Here is a 17,522-nt window from a genome sequence, read left to right as displayed (position 1 = left end):
CCTCCACCACTGGGGACTGATCACGGTCAGCATGACACCTGACACAATGACATGTCAATGTGTCAGGTGACGCTCGCTGTGGTCGCTGTGGTCGCCGTGGCTGGCCCGGCTGCCCTGGTTGCTCTGGTTGCCCTGGTTGCCCTGGCTGCCGCGGCTACGCTGAGGCCGTGGCCAGCACCTTCACGCTCGAGACCCACTCCTGCCATCCTCCGGATCGGCTCTTCGACCTCTCGTTGAGCATCGACGCGCACCTGGGCTCGATGAGCGACTCCGGTGAGCGAGCGGTCGGGGGCGTGACCAGCGGGCAGATCGGGCTGGGTGAACAGGTCACCTGGCGGGCCCGGCACGTCGGCATCTGGTTCACGATGACCTCTCGGATCGTCGAGCTGGACCGCCCGCACCGGTTCGTCGATCGCCAGGTGAAGGGCCCGTTCCGCTCGTTCGTGCACGAGCACACGTTCGCCGCCTCCCCGACTGGCTCCGTGATGGTCGACACCATCACCCTGGCCGCCCCGGTGTTCGGCCGGCCGGCGGAGGCCGTGCTGCTCGTTCCCTACCTCCGGCACCTGATCCGGACCCGGAACGACTACCTTCTCGGCGCGCTCGACGCGCAGGCGCGCTGAGCGGTGGCCGTGGCGGGTGCGCCAGAATGAGCGGATGACCGGCCAGGCGCGCTCCAGCAGCACCGTGCCGGCATGGCGTCGGATGACCGCCCCGTTGCGCAGCGGTGCCACGCTGCGTGCCGGAGTGCTTCTGGTGATCGGTGGTGTGGTGGCGGGCGCGTACGTGCTGCTCGCCGGCGGATTCGCGCAGATGTTCGCCCAGGAGCAGACGCCGCGCATGGCCACGACCGTGCTCGCCGTGCTCGCCGGGGTCCTGGTGTGCCTGCCGCCGTTCCTGGCGCCGGTGCGGACGCTCGAGATCGCCGCCGTGCGCGCCTTCCTGGAGGTGCCGGTCCCTGTTCCTCGTACGGATGCCACAGCGGGAGCGGCCACCCGGTGGCGGGCGGCCGCCTGGTACTGCCTGCACCTGGCGCTCGGTGCCGTGTTGGTGGCGGTGCTCCTGGTCGCGATTCCGGTAGCGACCCAGTTCGTGTTGTCCGCGATCGGGCTCGAACCGGTACTCGTCGCCGAGTGGGCCCCGTGGTCCCTCGTGCCCTCATGGGCCGGCACCTGGATCCTCGCCCTGGCCGCCCTCGTGCTCCTGGTCGCGATTCCGTACCTGATCGCCGCCGAGCGGGTGCTGCTCCGGCAAGCAGCCGTGCCGCTGCTCGGCCCGGACCAGTCCGAACGTATCGCCGAGCTCGAGGCAGCGGCCGATCTGGCTGCCGAGCGCGGCCGGGTCGCTCGTGAGCTGCACGACTCAGTCGGCCACGCCCTGACGGTCACCACGCTGCAGGCGGCCGCGGCCGCGCGGTTGCTGGAGTCCGACCCACCGGCCGCTCGCGCCGCCCTCAGCGCGATCGAGGAGACCGGGCGCTCGGCGATGGCCGATCTGGACCACGTGCTCGGTCTGCTGCGCGCCGAACGTGGCCAGGGGGAGCCGGCAGCACGGGCGCCGATGCGCACCCTCGCCGATCTCGGGGTCCTGCTCGACGACGCAGCCCAGGCAGGTGCGCAGGTCACCACCAGCGCAGCGCTGAGCGGGGACGAGCTGGCGAACCTCCCGCGTGCGACCTCCCAGGAGGCCTACCGGGTGGTCCAGGAAGCACTGACCAATGCGCTCCGCCACGCCCCGGCGGAGCCGGTCACGGTGAGCGTCCAGGTCATCTCTGCCGGGGGCGGAGCGCCGGCGGGTGCGGACCCGCATCTGGAGGTGAGGGTGCAGAATCCGCTCAGCCCGGTGCCCATTCCCGGAGGGGCGGCGGGTGGACGGGGCCTGACCGGAATGGCCGAACGTGTTCGGCTGCTGCGCGGTGACCTCACCGCAGGGCCGGACGGCAGGGCCGATGCGGGCAGCTGGGTGGTCCGGGCGAGGTTCCCCCTGGCAGACTCACCCCGGTGAGAGCTGCGCCGATCCGCGTCCTGCTCGTCGACGACGAGCCGCTGGTGCGTGCCGGTCTGCGCACCATCCTCGACGCCGAACCCGATATCGAGGTGGTCGGCGAGGCCGAGGACGGCGTCGGGATCTCCACCCTGGTGGCTTCGCTGCGCGCCGACGTCGTGCTGATGGACGTGCGGATGCCCCGCCTCGACGGCATCGCGGCGACGACCGCGCTGCTCGCCCGCGAGCCGGCGGTCCGCGTGCTCGTGGTGACCACGTTCGAGAACGACGACTATGTCCTGGACGCGCTGCGCGCCGGTGCGCACGGCTTCCTGCTCAAGCGCGCCCGCCCCGACGAGGTGGTGTACGGGGTCCGACTCGTCGCCCGCGGCGACTCGTTGCTCTTCCCGGACGCCGTGCGCCGACTGGCGACTGCGCGCCCGCCGACCGGGGACGAGCTCCGGGCCGTCGGGCTGAGCGAGCGGGAGGGTGAGGTGCTCCGGCTGATGGCGGCCGGGATGTCGAACGCGGAGATCGCCGGTGAGCTCTACCTCGGGGTGGAGACCGTGCGAACCTACGTCGGCGGCGTGCTCGGCAAGCTCGGCGTGCGCGACCGCACCCAGGCCGTCGTTCGCGCCTACGAGTCAGGATTTGTTCGCACCGGATGAGCCGGAAGTTCACCCGTACGGGGGAGAGGGGTCACTGCTCCGGGGGATCTGTCTAGCGACCGCTGCCGCGAGGCTCGTCGGTATGAACACTTCGAGCCCCGCACCACCGCCACCCACTGACCGAGCCGACCGGCATCGGCCGGGATCGCCGCCGGCCGCGCATGGCCGCTGGATCCCTCGCGTCGCTGCCCTCACCTGGCTGGCGGCCGCCGGCCTCACCCTGGCGGTCACCCTCACCGGCCACTCGCTTCCCGTCGGCGACGGTGCCATCGACTGGAACGGTCTGTGGTCGCAGGTCCCGGCCGCGACCCTCACGCCCTGGACCGCCGTGCTCGCCGTAGCGGGGGCGGCACTGTCGCTCTGGACCTGGTGGGGCGGGCGCGGCACCAGGGTGCCGCGGGCCGCCCGCGCGGCGACCGCCGTCGCCGCGGTGCTGCTCCTGGCCGGGGCGGTGACCTTCGTCGACGCCTCGATCCTCGCCCAGCTCGGCTACCTGCCGGTCACGCTGGTGATGGCGCCTTTCGACCCAGATCTACGCCAGGCGTTCATCGCCTCGCTCACCGACGGTAGCGCGCTGCAGGCGGTGGCGCTGATCGCTTCGGCACTGCTCGCCGCCACCACGGTGCGGTTCGTTCGGCGCTCTCGCGCTGCCTGCCCGTCCTGCGGGCGGCACCACGACGGCACCGACCCGGGCTGGACCGCACCTGGGGCGGCGGCCCGCTGGGGCACAGTCGTTGCCTGGATCGCGGCCGTGATCCCGGTGGCCTACGCCGCCACCAGGATCGCCTGGGTGCTCGGCGTTCCGCTCGGTGTCTCCCCCGATTTCATCGCCGATCTGTCCGGAGGCGACGGCTGGATTGCGGCGCTTGGCTTGGGCGCAGCGGCAACCCTGGGTGGGTTGCTCACCATCGGTCTGACCCGGCGCTGGGGCGAAGTGTTCCCCTGGTGGACACTCTGGCTGCGCGGGCGCCGGGTGCCGATCATGTTCGCCGTGGTGCCGGCGACGATCGTGGCCGGCGCGATCCTGCCAGCGGGACTTTCCCTGATCTCCACCGGGGTGCGCACCGGGGCGCTGGCGCGAGCATTCGAACCCGACGGCTGGGGAGCTATCGCACCCGAGCTGTTGTGGCCGCTGTGGTCGGTGGCACTGGGTGCAGCTGTGTATGCCTACTGGCTGCGCCGCCGTGGCACCTGCCGCAGCTGCGGGCGCGGCTGACCGGCGGCCCGGGCCGCAGTCGAGGAGATGCGGGTCGCACCCGGCCGGCACTCCGGCCCGCTGCGACCCGGCCACCACTCAGACCAGCGAGACCCGCCGGTTCCAGGAGCGGACGCTCCAGCCGAGGCACACCACGGTGACCAGCAGCAGCGCCGGGATGAAGCCCACCGGCATCACTTCGGCAGTGTTGTTGGAGCCCGCGGCCATCTCAGCGAACAGGTCGAACCGGACGAAACCGAGCTGGTCGCCGGTCATGCCGACCGCCAGGGGTACAGCAGCGAAAGAGCCGAAGGTCACCACCTGCGTGACCACGTACAGGCCCAGCCAGACCAGCACCGGACCGGCCACGCCCATCCGGTTCAGCGGTGCCTGGCTACCGATCGAGGCGGCAAAGAAGTACTGCGTCGGCCAGATCAGGATCATCATCGCCATCGCGGCCAGTGCGGCAACCACCCCCCACGGGCCGGTGACCTCGTTCAGCGTCGCCCAGCTCTCCCGCAGGGTGGTCAGCACCGAGTCCGGGGCTGCACCCGTGCTGCTGGCCACCACCGGGGCGGCGCCGAGCACGATCCCGATGCTCACCGCGGCGCCGGCCAGGGAGACAAGCCAGGCCCAGAGCATCTTCGCCCAGTAGATCGTCGATCCCTTCACCGGCAAGGTCTGGGTGAGGTACCCGGTCCGGCCATAGCTTGACCGCCAGTACGTCACCGCCAGTGCGAGCTGAGCGGCAGGCACCAGGCCGAAGACGGCAGCCAGTCCGGCCACCAACCCCACCGAGGCGAGCATCGGGACCCCGGTCGCCGCAAGCAATGTGCCGGCCAGCGCGAGCAGGATCGCGACCCCGGCCACCAGCGCGAGCATGTTCTTGGTGCGGAGGAACTCGTGCTTGAGCAGCGTGATCATGAGCGGTACACCTTTCGGAAGATCTGCTCGAGGCTGGCGCCGTGCTCGGTCCGCAGGTCGTCCACGCCACCGGTGAGCAGCACCCGGCCGTGACGCATCATCACCACCGAGTCCAGCGACGTCTCGAGGTCATGCACCAGGTGGGTGGCGATGAGCAGGAGTGAGTCGGGTTCGAGAGTGCGCAGGATTCCATCGAGGATGCCTTCCCGCGCGGCCGGGTCGACGCCGGAGATCGGCTCGTCGAGGAGGAAGATGCGAGCGTCGCGGGCCATCGCCAGGGCGATCTGCACCTTCTCCCGCATCCCCTTGGACATCTCCTTCAGTCGCATCGCCTGATCCAGGCCGAAGAAGCCGATCAGGTCGGTGGCCTTGGCCCGGTTGAAGTCGGCGTAGAAGTCGTCGAAGAGTTGCAGGCAGTACGTCACGCGGACGTGGTCCGGCAGTGAGCTCTGGTCGGGGAGGTAGCTGACCAGAGCCTTCGACTCCGGCCCGGGCCGGTGCCCGGCCAGGCTGACCTCGCCGGTGTGGTCGGCGTAGACGCCGGCGAGCACCTTCAGCAGGGTGGACTTGCCACAGCCGTTCTCACCGAGCAGGCCGATGATCTGGCCAGCGGGCAGGTCGAGGTCGAGCCCGTCCAGGGCGGTCTGGTTGCCGTAGCGCACGGTCAGGCCGCGGACGCTGATCAGAGCGGTGTCATCGGTCATCGTCGGTGACTCCTCCTGCCAGGTGGTCGATGTGGTCGTCATGGCTCCATCTCTCGTCGATCAGTCGTCGTGCTTGCGCCGGCAACATCCCCAGGCCGCGAGCCCGGCGGACGAAGTCGTCGGCTGCTCCCTGGGCAAGCTCGGCGCGAAGTGCGTCGATCCGGGCTGCGTCGGAGGTGACGAATCGCCCGGCGGTGCGTTCGGAGCGGCACAGCTGCTGCCGCTCCAGCTCGGCTAGCGCGCGTTGGGTGGTGTTCGGGTTCACGCCGAGCTCGCTCGCCAGGTCCCGAACACCCGCGATCCGGGCGCCCGCCGGCCACTCGCCGGTGACGATCCGCCGGGAGAACTCGGCCACGAGCTGTGCCCAGATGGGAGAGCTGGTGTCGAACTCCATGCACCCCTCCCTGTGTCGTTGTATTAAGTGGTTAGTACAGTGACACAGGGGTGCGGTGGTGTCAAGCCAATGCGAGATGAGAGGGCTCTCATCAACTATTCATCGACACCTCATCCGCCGCGAGGATTCTCGTCCGCACAGTTGATCGTGAACTGATCACGCCAGGCGATCCGGAGGTTCCTCGTGCAGCAGGTAGGGCAGGCAGTACCGCGACGACGCGTCGCGCTGTACTCCCATGACACCCAGGGGCTGGGTCACATCCGGCGCAACATCTCGATCGCCTCGGCGCTGATCGAGGCCAATCCGGACACGGACGTCCTCCTGCTGACCGGTGCTCCCGAGGCGACGTCACTCCCGCTGCCGGCGAACACCGAGATCGTCACCCTGCCCACACTGCACAAGGACGTCTCCGGCAGCTACCGGCCGAAGACGTTCGGGCTTCCGCTGGCAGCGGTCCTCGAGGTGCGCGGTCAGATCGTGGCCGCAGCGCTTGCCGCTTTCCAGCCGGACCTGTTCGTGGTGGACAAGGCGGTGCGCGGCGTTCACGGCGAGCTGGACACTGCGCTGCGGACCCTGCGCAGCACTCACACCAAGGTGGTGCTGGGGGTGCGGGACGTTCTCGACTCACCGGAGGTGACCGTGCGGGAGTGGCAGGCCGCCGGCACCACCGAGGCCGTTCGCGACTACTACGACGAGGTGTGGGTGTACGGCGACCCGGCAGTCTTCGACGCCGCCGCAGCGTACGCGTGGCCCTGGCCGGTGCGCAGCAAGGTCAGCTACACCGGGTACCTCGCCGACCATCGCCCCGACTACGTCAGTAGGTCCGAGCCCACTGCGCCGGCTAACGGCGACCTGGCCGCGCAGCCCTACGTGCTCTGCCTGGTCGGTGGCGGTCAGGACGGCGCTGCGCTCGCCGAAGCCTTCGCCCGCAGTGAGTTCCCGGCCGGGCACCGCGGGGTGCTGATCACCGGTCCGTACATGAGTGCCCGCGCCCGGCGCACCCTCGACCAGATCTCGCAGGAGCGCCCCGAGCTCACTGTGCACGGCTTCAGCGCCCGCACCCATGAGTTCATCGCCTCCGCCTCCGCCACGGTGACGATGGGCGGCTACAACTCGGTCTGCGAGCTGCTGGCCGCCCGTTGCCCGGCCCTGGTGGTGCCGCGCACGGTTCCCCGGATGGAACAGGCCGTGCGGGCCGATGCGCTCGCCCAGCTCGGCTGGGTCGACAGCCTGTACCCGAACGAGCTCACCCCGGCCCGGATCGGTGCTTGGCTCGCTCGCGCCGTCTCCGGTCCGCGGCGAGTGCTCCGCCGGATCGACCTGGACGGTCTGGTCCACCTCCCCGCACTTGCCGATGCCCTGCTGAACCACCGCCCACTGGAGGTCGATCACCATGCTGCCGTCTGAACCCACACCCACCCGGATCGGGTACGTCACCAAGATGTACCCCCGGTTCTCCGAGACGTTCATCGTCAACGAGGTGCTGGCGCTGGAGCGGACCGGGCTGGACCTGGAGATCTTTTCGCTGCGGCCACCGGCCGACGGCCGGTTCCACGAGACCCTCAGCCAGGTACACGCACCGGTGAGCTACCTCAGTCGACACGTGCGTTCCCAGGGGCTCTGGGAACGGGTCCGCCGCGCACACTGGGTCTTCCCCGACCTGGCCACGCACCTGGGCGACCTGCTCGAGCTTGAGGCGGATGACGCCGTCGCCGCCGTGGAACTGGCTGTGCTGGTGCGCGAACGCAGCATCACCCGGCTGCACGCGCACTTCGCCTCGGTGGCCACAGCGGTGGCCCGGGTCGCCGCGAAGATCGCCGGCGTCGAGTACAGCTTCACCGCCCATGCCAAGGACATCTTCCACGAGTCGGTGGACCCGGTGGCGCTCAGCCAACGACTCGCCGATGCGGCGGCCGTGGTGACGGTCAGCGACTTCAACCTCGACCACCTGCACCGCACCTTCGGCCCCGCGGCCGACCGGGTACGCCGGGTCTACAACGGCCTGGACCTGCGGCGCTTCGGCTACTCAGCGCCGGTCCAGCGCGAGCGGGTGATCGTCGCAGTCGGCCGGCTGGTCGAGAAGAAGGGCTTCCGGCACCTGATCGACGCCGTCGCCTACCTGGCGGCCCAGGGGCGCCCGGTGCGCTTGGACCTGGTCGGTGCCGGCGAGCAGGAAACTGCACTGCGGGACCAGGTGGACGCGCTGGACCTGCACCAGCACGTGCGACTGCTCGGTCCGCAGCCGCAGCACCGGGTGCGGAAGGTGATCCAGAACGCCGGTGCGCTGGCGGCGCCGTGCGTCGTGGGTGAGGACGGCAACCGGGACGGCCTGCCGACCATCCTGTTGGAGGCGATGGCGCTGGGTACACCGTGCGTGGCCACCCCGGTCACCGGAATCCCCGAGGTGCTGCAGCATGAGCAGACCGGCCTCCTGGTCAGCGAAGGCGATCCGATCGGGCTGGCCGAGCAGCTCGACCGGCTGTTGACCGACGAGTCGCTGCGGCTCCGGCTCGCCGAGCGCGCCCGCGCCCTGATCGAGACCGAGTTCGACGACCACCACACCAGCCGGCAGCTGCGCGAGCTGCTCGCCGGCGCCGAGATGACTGCGGAGCTGCTCTGATGCGTATCGCCTACGTCTGCAGTGATCCCGGAGTCCCGGTCTTCGGCCGCAAAGGGGCCTCCGTGCACGTGCAAGCGGTGATCACCGCTCTGCTGCGCCGCGGGGCAGAGGTCCACCTGATCTGCGCCCGCACCTCAGGTGAGGCCCCACCGGAGCTGGCCGGTGTGCAGGTGCACCAGATCACTCGCGCCCGGCACAGCGACCCGGGCGAACGGGAGGCTGCCTGCCAGCGAGCCGATACCGAGGTGATCGACATCCTGGACCGGCTGCACGAGGCCGGACCGTTGGATCTGGTCTACGAGCGCTACTCCCTGTGGGGCCGGTCGGCCTCCCTCTGGTCCCGCGCCGCCGGTCTGCCCCATCTGCTCGAGGTGAACGCACCACTGGTGTCCGAACAGGCCCTGCACCGGGTGCTCGTCGACCGCGCCGGTGCTGAGGCGGTCGCCGCCTCGGCGATGTCGGCCACCACTGCTGCCCTGTGTGTCAGCGACCAGGTCGCCGACTGGGCGCGCGGCTTTGCGGCAGACCCCACCCGGGTGCACACGGTGGCCAACGGTGTGGACACCACCCGGATCACCCCGGCACCGACCGACGAGACCCCGACGTTCACCGTCGGGTTCGTCGGCACCCTCAAGCCCTGGCACGGTGTGCCGACCCTGCTAGATGCGCTCGCGCTGATGCTCGCCGACGACCCGAGCTACCGGCTCCTGCTGGTGGGCGAGGGACCACAGCGGGAGGCCTTGCAGCAGCAGGCCGACCGGCTCGGCATCACCGACCAGGTGGAGCTGACCGGCGCGCTCGACCCGGCCGCGATCCCCGCCCAGCTGCACCGGATGCACGTGGCGGTCGCCCCGTACCCCGCGGGCGAGGACTTCTACTTCTCCCCGCTGAAACTGTACGAGTACCTGGCTGCCGGGTTGCCCACCGTGGCCAGCATGGTCGGAAACCTTCCCGACCTGCTCGGCCAGGGCCGCCTCGGCGTCCTCGTCGAGCCCGAAGAACCGCGCAAGCTCGCCGACGCGATCACCGCGCTGCGCCACGATCCGGCGCGCCGTCGCCAGCTCGGTGACGCCGGCCGTCAGGAAGTGGTGGCCCAGCACGACTGGAGCGCCGTCGTCGACCGGGCACTGAGCTTCGCCTGGAGGTCATGATCATGTCCGGACGCCCGCAGACGCTACGCGAGTCGTTGCGACGCCTCGGTGGGACCCGTCGCTCGTTCGCCACGCACCTCAAACCCGAGCGACCGCTGATCGCCGGTGGCCTGGCCGCGTTGTTCGCCGAGGTCGGGATGCGCCTGCTCGAGCCGTGGCCGCTGAAGTTCGTCCTCGACGGAGTGATCGCTCAGGCCGGTGCCGAGGGTGTACCCACCCAGGCGATGAGCCTGCAGACCGTGCTGATCCTGTCCTGCGCCGCCCTGCTGGTGGTGATCGGGCTGCGGGCGCTCGCGGCCTACCTGATGACTATCTGTTTCGCCCTGGTGGGCAACCGGCTGCTCACTCGGGTGCGGGCGGACCTGTACGCCCACCTGCAGCGTCTGTCCATGGCCTTCCACGACAAGACCGGCACCGGGGACCTGGTGCAGCGGGTCACCGCCGACGTCGGCCGGCTCAAGGAGGTGGCGGTCACCGCTGGGCTGCCGCTGCTCGGCAATATCGCCACGCTGGTCGGGATGGTCACCGTGGTGGCGATCATGGACTGGCAGCTGGCCCTGGTGATGGTGGGCGTGTTCCCGCTGTTCGCGCTGATCGGTGTGCGGCTGAGCCGCCGGATCAACACGGTCTCGCGCACCCAGCGCAAGGCGGAGGGTGTGCTGGCCACCCGAGCCACCGAAGTGCTCTCCGCGATGCGGGTGGTGCAGTCCTACTCCCTCGAGGAGCGGATGCAGCGCGAGTTCGACAGCAGCAACACCAAGACCCTCAAGGACGGCGTCAAGGCGAAGAAGCTGGCCGCCGGACTGGAACGCAAGACCGACGTCCTGGTCGGCCTCGCCACGGCGGTCGTGCTGTTCGTGGGCGCTCAGCGGGTGCTCGCCGGCGCGCTCACCCCCGGTGAGCTGGTGGTCTTCCTCACCTACCTCAAGGCCGCCTTCAAGCCGATGCGTGACCTGGCCAAGTACACCGGCAGGATCGCGTCGGCGACCGCGTCGGCCGAACGGATCGTGCAGGTGATGAAGGTGCAGCCGGAGATTCGCAACTACAGCTGGGCCCGGCCCGCCGGCCGGTTCGCCGGTGAGGTCCGGTTCGAGAACGTCTGGCTCTCCTACACCCCCGGCCGCCCGGTGCTCCAAGGTGTGGACCTGCACGTCCGGGCCGGTGAACGGGTGGCGATCGTCGGGCCGTCCGGTTCCGGCAAGTCCACGCTCGTGCTGCTCTTGTCCCGGCTGATCGACCCGGACACCGGCCAGGTGGCGATCGACGGCCAGGACCTGCGCGACCTCACCTTGGAGACCGTGCGCTCCCAGGTGGCCATCGTGCTCCAGGACAGTGTGCTGTTCGCCACCACGATCCGGGAGAACATCGCCCATGGCGTGCCCGAGGCCACCGACGAACAGGTGGAGGCCGCGGCCCGCCTGGCCGGTGCACACGAGTTCATCCTCAACACCCCAGACGGCTACGAGACCGTCGTCGGGGAACGAGGCGGAACCCTCTCCGGTGGTCAGCGGCAACGGATCGCCATCGCCCGCGCAGCTATCCGCGATGCGAGCGTGATCGTGCTGGACGAGGCGATGACCGGACTGGACGACGACACCGAGCGCGAGGTGACCGAGGCGATGGACCGGTTGACCGCAGGACGCACCACGCTGGTGGTCACCCATGATCTCGGCGCAGCCGCCCGCGCCGACCGCGTGGTGCGGATCGACCACGGCCGCGCCGACCCGTCGCCGGGTGCCCTCGCCCGGCAGAAGAGGAAGGAGCAGGCCGGTGCTACCACCCGCTGAACAGTCTCTGGTCGACCGCGACCCGGATCTACCCGGACTGCGGCTGCTGCTCGACTCCGAACGGCTCACGCACTGGCTGACGAGCTTGCTCGGCCGGCCGGTGACCGCCCGGCGCCGGCACCTGCGTTACAAGCCCGGGAAGAGTTGTGTGCTGCACGTGGACGCCAGCGGTCAGGCACTGCTGGTCGCGGCCACAGCACCGTCCGAGGCGGCCAAGCATGCGAAGACCCTGGAACGTTCCGCCGGGTCGATCATCGGCACCGCGCCGGACCTGCAGATCCTGGTCGGCACCCCGGCGGCGGACCGGGACCTGCCCGGGGTGGCGCTGCTGACCGATGCCGACCGCCGGCCGCTGCTGCTGCATCGGCTGCTGCGGACCGGCGCGCAGGTGGATCCCGACGCGGAACCGACCCTGTTGCGCTACAAGCCGCACCGCCGGTGGGTCGGCCTGCTGCCCACCTACTCCGGTGACCACATCGTGCTGCGGGTCCAGCGCCCGGCCGCGTCCCGTGCCGCTGCAGCAGCACTGGCGGCGCTGGTCGCCGGTGAGCCACGCACGCCTCGCCTGATCGGGTTCTACGAACGGCGCGGTGTGCTGGCAGCGGAGTATCTGCGTGGCAACTCCGCCCAGAGTGCACCTGCTGAGGTCCTCGAGCCGGTGGGCCGGGCGCTGGCTGCCCTGCACCGGCGGTCCTGCCCGGCGCTGCTCGAGCAACCGCTGAGTGCGGAAGCGCGCAAGGTCCGAGCCGCAGCGGGCCAGCTCGGCGCCCTGCTGCCGGAACTTGCCGACCGCGCCGCCGACCTTGCCGGGCTGATCACCGCCCGGCTGACCACCCTGCCCGAGGTGCGTGTCCCGGTGCACGGGGACTTCTCCGCGGACCAGGCGGTGATCGGTCCGGACGGCCGGCCCGGTCTGATCGACCTGGACTCCGCGGGTCTCGGCGACCCTGCCGCCGACCTGGGCTGCGCACAGGCCACGATGATCCAGGACGTGGTCCTCGGGCGGCTGACCGATACCGAGCAGCAGCACCGGCTCGCGATGCTGCATGCTGGGTATGTCGCCGGTGGTGGCCCGGCCGACGCGGACCGGGTGCCCGTGCACCGGGCGGCGCACCTGCTCCGGCTGACCGCGGAACCGTTCCGCCTCGGCCAGACGGCTGACTGGGCCGGCGCCGCAGACGCTCTGCTCACCGAGGCGGAGACTGCGGTCGCCGACCTGGCCGGGGTGCGAGCCTGATGCGCAGCGCAGTCGAGATCGTGACCGAGGCCGCCGCGGGCGAGGGCCTGGCTGTGGTCAAGGCGATCCCTCGCTCGCCCGATCACCTGGGGGTGGAGCTGCGCGGGCCCGACGGCGGACTGGTCGCCGGGCAATGGTTCCGGGACCGGGACCAGGCCCGCAGCGTGAGCGCCCAGACCCGTCGTGCCGCTCCGGGGAGCGGGGTGCGCCTGCTGACCGGCGGTCTGCTCCTGCAACCCGGTGGGGCCGACCGGAAGCTGTCCGGGGTGCGCCGGCTCACCGAGTCGGACGGAGCCACCGTCGTCGCCCACCGGCCGGAGAAGCGAGCCGTGGTGCGGCTGGCGCCGCCGGGGGGCGAGACGACGTATGTGAAGGTGGTCCGACCGAGGCGGCTCGAGGCCACCCTGCGCGGGGCACAGGTGACCGGGACCGGCATCGCCACCCCGCAGGTGCGGGCAGTCGACGACGAGCTCGCCGCGGTGACCTTCGACGCGCTGCCCGGTCGCACGTTGTTCGACCTCCTCGGTGACCCGACGGTGACCGAGGACAGGATCGAGAAGGTGGGTAACGCCGTCGGCGAGGCAGTTCGCCGCCTGCACAGCACGGTGGTGACGGCTGACCTGCCGACCCACGACGCCGCAGCAGAGCTGGCGGTGGCCCGCCGGTGGGCCGGCCTGGCCGCCGACCACGGCCTGCTCGGCGCGCATCTGGACACCGTGCACGGCCTGCTCGCCTCAGCTGAGGCGGACCTGGCCGCCGCCCCCGGCCCACCGGTGCTGCTGCACCGCGACCTGCATGACAAGCAGCTGCTGATCGACGGCGTCGCCGTGGGCATGCTCGACTTCGACCTGGCCGCGCTCGGTGACCCCGCCCTGGACCTGGCGAACCTGCTCACCCACCTCGAGCTCCGGGCCCGGCAGGAGCGGTGCAGCGCCGATCGCGCGCACCGGTGCGCTGCCGCCGTGCGTGCCGGGTACGGCCCGGTGCCGCAGAGCTGGCAGCGGCGGATCGCCGGCTACGAGCTCGCCACCAGGGTGCGGCTGGCCTGCGTCTACGCCTTCCGCCCCGCTCACGCGCAGGCCGCCGCCCAGCTGGTGCCGGCCACAGCCGTATAGCTCGCTTCCGCCGGTAGTGCCGCCCGGGGGAAGGAAAGGCCGGTGTAAGACCCTCCTGCCAACCTGCAACGACCAAGCGCGGCCGCAGGTAGAGCTCGGTGTCCGCCCCGAAAGGGAGGTCCGGATCTGCCGCCCGGACGGTCGGCGGAACAGGAAGGCACAGCACCGATGGGATACGTATTCGCCGACTCGACCGACGAAGACCAGCGCCTCCGCGATCAGTCGGCGGTCCTCGATCCGCTCACCGCTCAGCTGCTGGTCTCCGCTGAGCTTCAGCCCGGGATGAAGGTCCTCGATCTTGGCAGTGGATCCGGCAACGTCACAGCGCTCGCGGCCGACATCGTGGGGCCGACAGGGCATGTGGTCGGCATCGACCATGACCCAGCTGCCGTGCAGCGGGCCGGCGCCTTGCTGTCCGAGCGGAGCAACGTGGAGTTCCGCGTGGGTGAGGTGGCGACCTTGGCGGGTGTCGAACGCGACTTCGATGCCGTGGTGGGCCGGGCGGTGTTGATGCACCTGCCCGATCCCGGAGCCGCACTCCGTACGGCGGCGGGGCATCTCCGCCCGGGTGGCGTGGTCTGCATGCACGAACCCGATATGACCTACCTGTGGACCAGTGACTCCACCCCGCTGTGGGACCAGGTCCGGGCCGCGATCCTGCAGGCGTTCGAAGCGGCCGGTACCCAGGTCCGGATGGGCCCGGCGCTGTTCGCCGCCTTCCGCGCCGCGGGCCTACCGGACCCGAGTCTGACCCTCGACGCACCGGTCGGTGGTGGTGGCGCCGCACCGGTGTACGGCTGGGCGAACATCTTCGGCGGGATGGCTCCCCTGATGACGCAGCTCGGTATAACCGCAGTCGAGGCGGTCGGTACCGAGGGTCTCACCGAGCGGTTGACCGCCGAGATCGACGCCCTCGACGGCACGGTGATGGGTCCGCCGCTGTACGGCGCGTGGACCACTGTGCCCAGCGAGTAGCGGCCCGGTCTGCGGCCCGGCCGACTCCGCGACCGGGACCCGCGGGGTGGCGCTACCCCGCGCGAACCAGGCCGGATTCGTAGGCGGCGACCACCATCTGGGTCCGGTCCCGCAGGTCCAGCTTGGTCAGGATCCGGCTGACGTGGGTCTTGACCGTCTGCTCGGCGAGGAACAGATCGTCGGCGATCTCAGCGTTCGACCGGCCCCGCGCCACCCGCGTCATCACCTCCCGCTCCCGCTCGGTGAGCTGACCGAGCAACGGCGCATCCTTCTCTGGGGACGCCGGGCGAGCGGCGTAGTCGGCGATCAGTGCCCGGGTGACCTTCGGGGAGAGGAGAGCTTCGCCGTCGGCCACTACCCGGACCGCTTGCACGAGCTCCTCCGGAGGGGAGTCCTTCAACAGGAAGCCGCTCGCACCGACCCGGAGCGCGGAGAAGACGTACTCGTCCGCGTCGAACGTGGTCAGCATGATCACCTTCGGCCCCTCGCCCGGCATCGCGAAGATCGTCCGCGCCGCGTCGAGCCCGTTGACCTTCGGCATGCGGATATCCATCAGCACCACATCGGGCTGGGTGCGCCGTACGATATCCGTGATCCCGAGGCCGTCCTCGGCGGTGCCGACGACGCTGATGCCCTCCTGGGCGTCCAGCAGGGCGGCGAACCCGGCACGGATCATCGACTGGTCGTCCACGATGAGCACGCGCACCGGGTCACCGTCGGTGCTGATCGGGCCGGCCATAGGTCCAAAGTATCCCTTAGTGCACTCCGGTGCGGACGCGCCTTGTTCCACTGGCCACCGGAGCGAGGTCACTCTCAGGAGGGACGCGCGGCAAAACAAGAGAGGCTTACCCTGCAGCCCATGGCACCCGAGTCGTCGCCTTCGGCGTCCGCAGCACCCGGCCGGGCGCTCCGGCTGCGGGCGCGAGTGCGCCGACTCGGCCGGGACTACCGGTACGTGCTTCCCGGTCTGCCGCTCGGCGCGCTCAGCTTCGCCGTGCTGGTGGCGCTCACCGTGGCCTCGCTGGGCACCCTGATCATCTGGGTGGGTGCACTGCTGATGCCGTTGACCCTGCTGCTGGGCTCAGCGTTCGCGAGGTTGTCCAGGTGGAGGTTGCATACCTGGGGTGTGGTCCCGGCACCGGTGGAGTACCTGCCACGAGGTCGCGGTCCGATCGGTGTGGTCCGACTGATGGCCGACCCGCGCCGGTGGTTGGACTATGTCTTCGAGACAGTGCTGGCGTTCCCGCTCCGACTGGTCACCTTCGTGTTCGCCGTTGCCTGGCCGGTGCTGGCACTGGGGCTGCTCACCCAGTGGTTCTGGGGGCGCTTCGTCCCGGCAGAGCTGATGCCGCAGGACCCGCCCGGGACCTTCCTCACCGACACCCGGGTCTCGGTCGCCCTGGGGGTCCTCTTCCTGGTCACGCTGCCCACGGTGATCCGTGGCCTGGCCTGGTCTGATGCGTTCCTCACCAATGCGCTGCTCGGCGGCGAGACCGGCGAAGGGCCCAGCCGGGACGACGGTCTACGCCGGCCGCACATCGGCCGCCTGAGCCCGCGGCCGGCCACCACGTCAGCCACCCGATGGGTGTGGGCGGTCAGCTGTTTCGTCACCCTGGCGCTCCTTGCCGTGGCCTGGCCGGTGCTAGCGACCCTGTATAGCGTGCACCCGGCGTTGGCCATGGTGCTGGCCCTCGCGCACAGCGCCGCCCCGATGGTGGCGATCCGCTGGCCGTGGGCAGGCATCGGACTTTCGTCACTCGCCTCGCTGGGGGCCATGCTGGCGACCTATCCCGTGGCCGCGGAGCTGCCCTGGCCGTGGCCGGTGACCGGCATCGTGGCGCAGTGCGTGCTCCTGGTGGTCCTGGCGCTGCGGCACCAGTGGTACTGGGTGGCCGGGGCCTGGAGTGCGGGCGCCCTGCTCACCTTGGTGGCCTCGGTGCTGGTCCCCACCCCGGTACCTGGCGGACTGGCGAACGGTGTCGTGCTGGTCTCCGTCACGGCGGCCCTGGCCATGCTGGGCGTGCTGGAGCGGCTGTGGCGGCAGCGAAATGTTCGGGCGCAACAGGCCGAGGAGCTCAGCGCCGAGGAGGCGCAGCGGCGCCGCGACCTCGAGGAACGGAATCGGATCGCCCGGGAGCTGCACGATGTGGTGGCGCACAGTATGTCGGTGATCAATGTGCAGGCCACCACTGCGCAGTACCGCAAGCCCGGCATGGACGAGTCGGTGCAGCAGGAGTTCGACGACATCGCCAAGTCCTCCCGGCAGGCGCTGAGTGAGATGCGCTCGCTGCTCGCTGTGCTGCGCAGCGACGACGCCGCCCCTACCGCCCCGGTGTTCACCCTGAAGGACATCCCGGACCTGGTGGAGAGCGCCCGCGCTACTGGGGCCACCATCACCGATTCGATCGAGACGGACGTTCCCGCCACAGTGGGCCCGACGACCTACCGGATCGTGCAGGAGGCGCTGAGCAATGCGCTCCGGCACGCACCCGGGGCGGAGATCGCGGTGACGGCGGCCCTCACCGACGACCAAACGGCGTTGCTGGTCGAGGTGGTCAACGCGGCGCCGGACGGCGATTCGGCGCCCGCACCCGGCTCCGGGCTCGGCCTGTCCGGGATCCGTGAACGCGTGAGTGCACTCGGTGGAACGGTCGAGGTCGGACCGACTGCCGATGGCGGGTTCCGGCTCGCCGCCACGCTGCCCGTGGAGGACGACGAGGACGCAGGCACTACTGGAGTAGGGGGTCAGGTTCACTCTCCTGGGTGACG

General features: G+C 70.7%; 16 protein-coding genes. 12 read left to right on the top strand and 4 right to left on the bottom strand.

Going from position 1 to position 17,522, the window contains the following annotated elements:
- Positions 1-167: 167 nt before the first annotated feature.
- From FU260_RS21725 to FU260_RS21710, 4 genes are all read left to right on the top strand, one after another.
- A complete protein-coding gene (locus FU260_RS21725; protein WP_147918945.1) occupies positions 168-623 on the top strand; it encodes an SRPBCC family protein in 456 nt (151 codons plus the stop codon).
- A 34-nt stretch (positions 624-657) separates the two neighbouring features.
- Complete coding sequence (locus tag FU260_RS21720; protein WP_147918944.1) at positions 658-2,004, top strand: sensor histidine kinase; 1,347 nt, start codon at positions 658-660, stop codon at positions 2,002-2,004.
- Complete coding sequence (locus FU260_RS21715) at positions 2,001-2,651, top strand: response regulator transcription factor (protein WP_210418150.1); 651 nt, start codon at positions 2,001-2,003, stop codon at positions 2,649-2,651. Before FU260_RS21720 ends, FU260_RS21715 begins: the two co-directional genes overlap by 4 nt.
- Positions 2,652-2,733: 82 nt before the next feature.
- On the top strand, positions 2,734-3,867 hold the full coding sequence (locus tag FU260_RS21710) for a hypothetical protein (RefSeq protein ID WP_147918943.1): 1,134 nt from the start codon (positions 2,734-2,736) through the stop codon (positions 3,865-3,867).
- A 78-nt stretch (positions 3,868-3,945) separates the two neighbouring features.
- Here the strand turns inward: FU260_RS21710 and FU260_RS21705 are convergent, their stop codons facing one another.
- Genes FU260_RS21705 through FU260_RS21695 form a run of 3 tightly spaced genes read right to left on the bottom strand, consistent with a single transcriptional unit; the run spans position 3,946 to position 5,868 of the window.
- On the bottom strand, positions 3,946-4,770 hold the full coding sequence (locus tag FU260_RS21705; protein ID WP_147918942.1) for a hypothetical protein: 825 nt from the start codon (positions 4,768-4,770) through the stop codon (positions 3,946-3,948).
- Positions 4,767-5,516 (bottom strand): ABC transporter ATP-binding protein, encoded by a 750-nt coding sequence (locus FU260_RS21700; RefSeq protein ID WP_235912101.1) that lies wholly within the window; start codon positions 5,514-5,516, stop codon positions 4,767-4,769. Before FU260_RS21700 ends, FU260_RS21705 begins: the two co-directional genes overlap by 4 nt.
- Positions 5,464-5,868 (bottom strand): GntR family transcriptional regulator, encoded by a 405-nt coding sequence (locus FU260_RS21695; protein ID WP_147918941.1) that lies wholly within the window; start codon positions 5,866-5,868, stop codon positions 5,464-5,466. Before FU260_RS21695 ends, FU260_RS21700 begins: the two co-directional genes overlap by 53 nt.
- 183 nt (positions 5,869-6,051) lie before the next feature.
- Here FU260_RS21695 and FU260_RS21690 point away from each other — a divergent pair, with 183 nt between their 5' ends.
- From FU260_RS21690 to FU260_RS21660, 7 genes are all read left to right on the top strand, one after another.
- Entirely contained in the window at positions 6,052-7,275 is a 1,224-nt protein-coding gene (locus FU260_RS21690; RefSeq protein ID WP_168211907.1) for a glycosyltransferase family protein, read from the top strand.
- Positions 7,262-8,488, top strand: coding sequence for a glycosyltransferase family 4 protein (locus FU260_RS21685; RefSeq protein ID WP_147918939.1), 1,227 nt, complete (start codon positions 7,262-7,264; stop codon positions 8,486-8,488). Before FU260_RS21690 ends, FU260_RS21685 begins: the two co-directional genes overlap by 14 nt.
- The gene (locus FU260_RS21680; protein WP_147918938.1) at positions 8,488-9,639 is read left to right on the top strand and encodes a glycosyltransferase family 4 protein; all 1,152 of its coding nucleotides are present in this window, start codon (positions 8,488-8,490) and stop codon (positions 9,637-9,639) included. Before FU260_RS21685 ends, FU260_RS21680 begins: the two co-directional genes overlap by 1 nt.
- A 2-nt stretch (positions 9,640-9,641) precedes the next feature.
- The gene (locus FU260_RS21675) at positions 9,642-11,426 is read left to right on the top strand and encodes an ABC transporter ATP-binding protein (RefSeq protein ID WP_235912100.1); all 1,785 of its coding nucleotides are present in this window, start codon (positions 9,642-9,644) and stop codon (positions 11,424-11,426) included.
- Positions 11,410-12,663: a phosphotransferase family protein gene (locus tag FU260_RS21670; RefSeq protein WP_168211906.1), complete on the top strand. Its 1,254-nt coding sequence runs from the start codon at positions 11,410-11,412 to the stop codon at positions 12,661-12,663. The genes FU260_RS21675 and FU260_RS21670 overlap by 17 nt, the downstream gene beginning before the upstream one ends.
- A complete protein-coding gene (locus tag FU260_RS21665; RefSeq protein WP_147918935.1) occupies positions 12,663-13,778 on the top strand; it encodes a phosphotransferase family protein in 1,116 nt (371 codons plus the stop codon). The genes FU260_RS21670 and FU260_RS21665 overlap by 1 nt, the downstream gene beginning before the upstream one ends.
- Before the next feature lie 168 nt (positions 13,779-13,946).
- On the top strand, positions 13,947-14,753 hold the full coding sequence (locus tag FU260_RS21660; protein ID WP_147918934.1) for a class I SAM-dependent methyltransferase: 807 nt from the start codon (positions 13,947-13,949) through the stop codon (positions 14,751-14,753).
- A gap of 52 nt (positions 14,754-14,805) precedes the next feature.
- Here the strand turns inward: FU260_RS21660 and FU260_RS21655 are convergent, their stop codons facing one another.
- The gene (locus FU260_RS21655) at positions 14,806-15,492 is read right to left on the bottom strand and encodes a response regulator (RefSeq protein ID WP_147918933.1); all 687 of its coding nucleotides are present in this window, start codon (positions 15,490-15,492) and stop codon (positions 14,806-14,808) included.
- 120 nt (positions 15,493-15,612) lie between these two features.
- Here FU260_RS21655 and FU260_RS21650 point away from each other — a divergent pair, with 120 nt between their 5' ends.
- Positions 15,613-17,520 carry a sensor histidine kinase gene (locus tag FU260_RS21650; protein WP_147918932.1) on the top strand — a complete coding sequence of 636 codons (1,908 nt, stop codon included), beginning with the start codon at positions 15,613-15,615 and terminating at the stop codon, positions 17,518-17,520.
- Positions 17,521-17,522: the final 2 nt, after the last annotated feature.

Origin of the sequence: Ruania zhangjianzhongii (genome assembly GCF_008000995.1) — a bacterium.
Taxonomy (GTDB): Bacteria; Actinomycetota; Actinomycetes; order Actinomycetales; family Beutenbergiaceae; genus Ruania; species Ruania zhangjianzhongii.
This window is presented reverse-complemented; position numbering and strand designations above follow the sequence as displayed.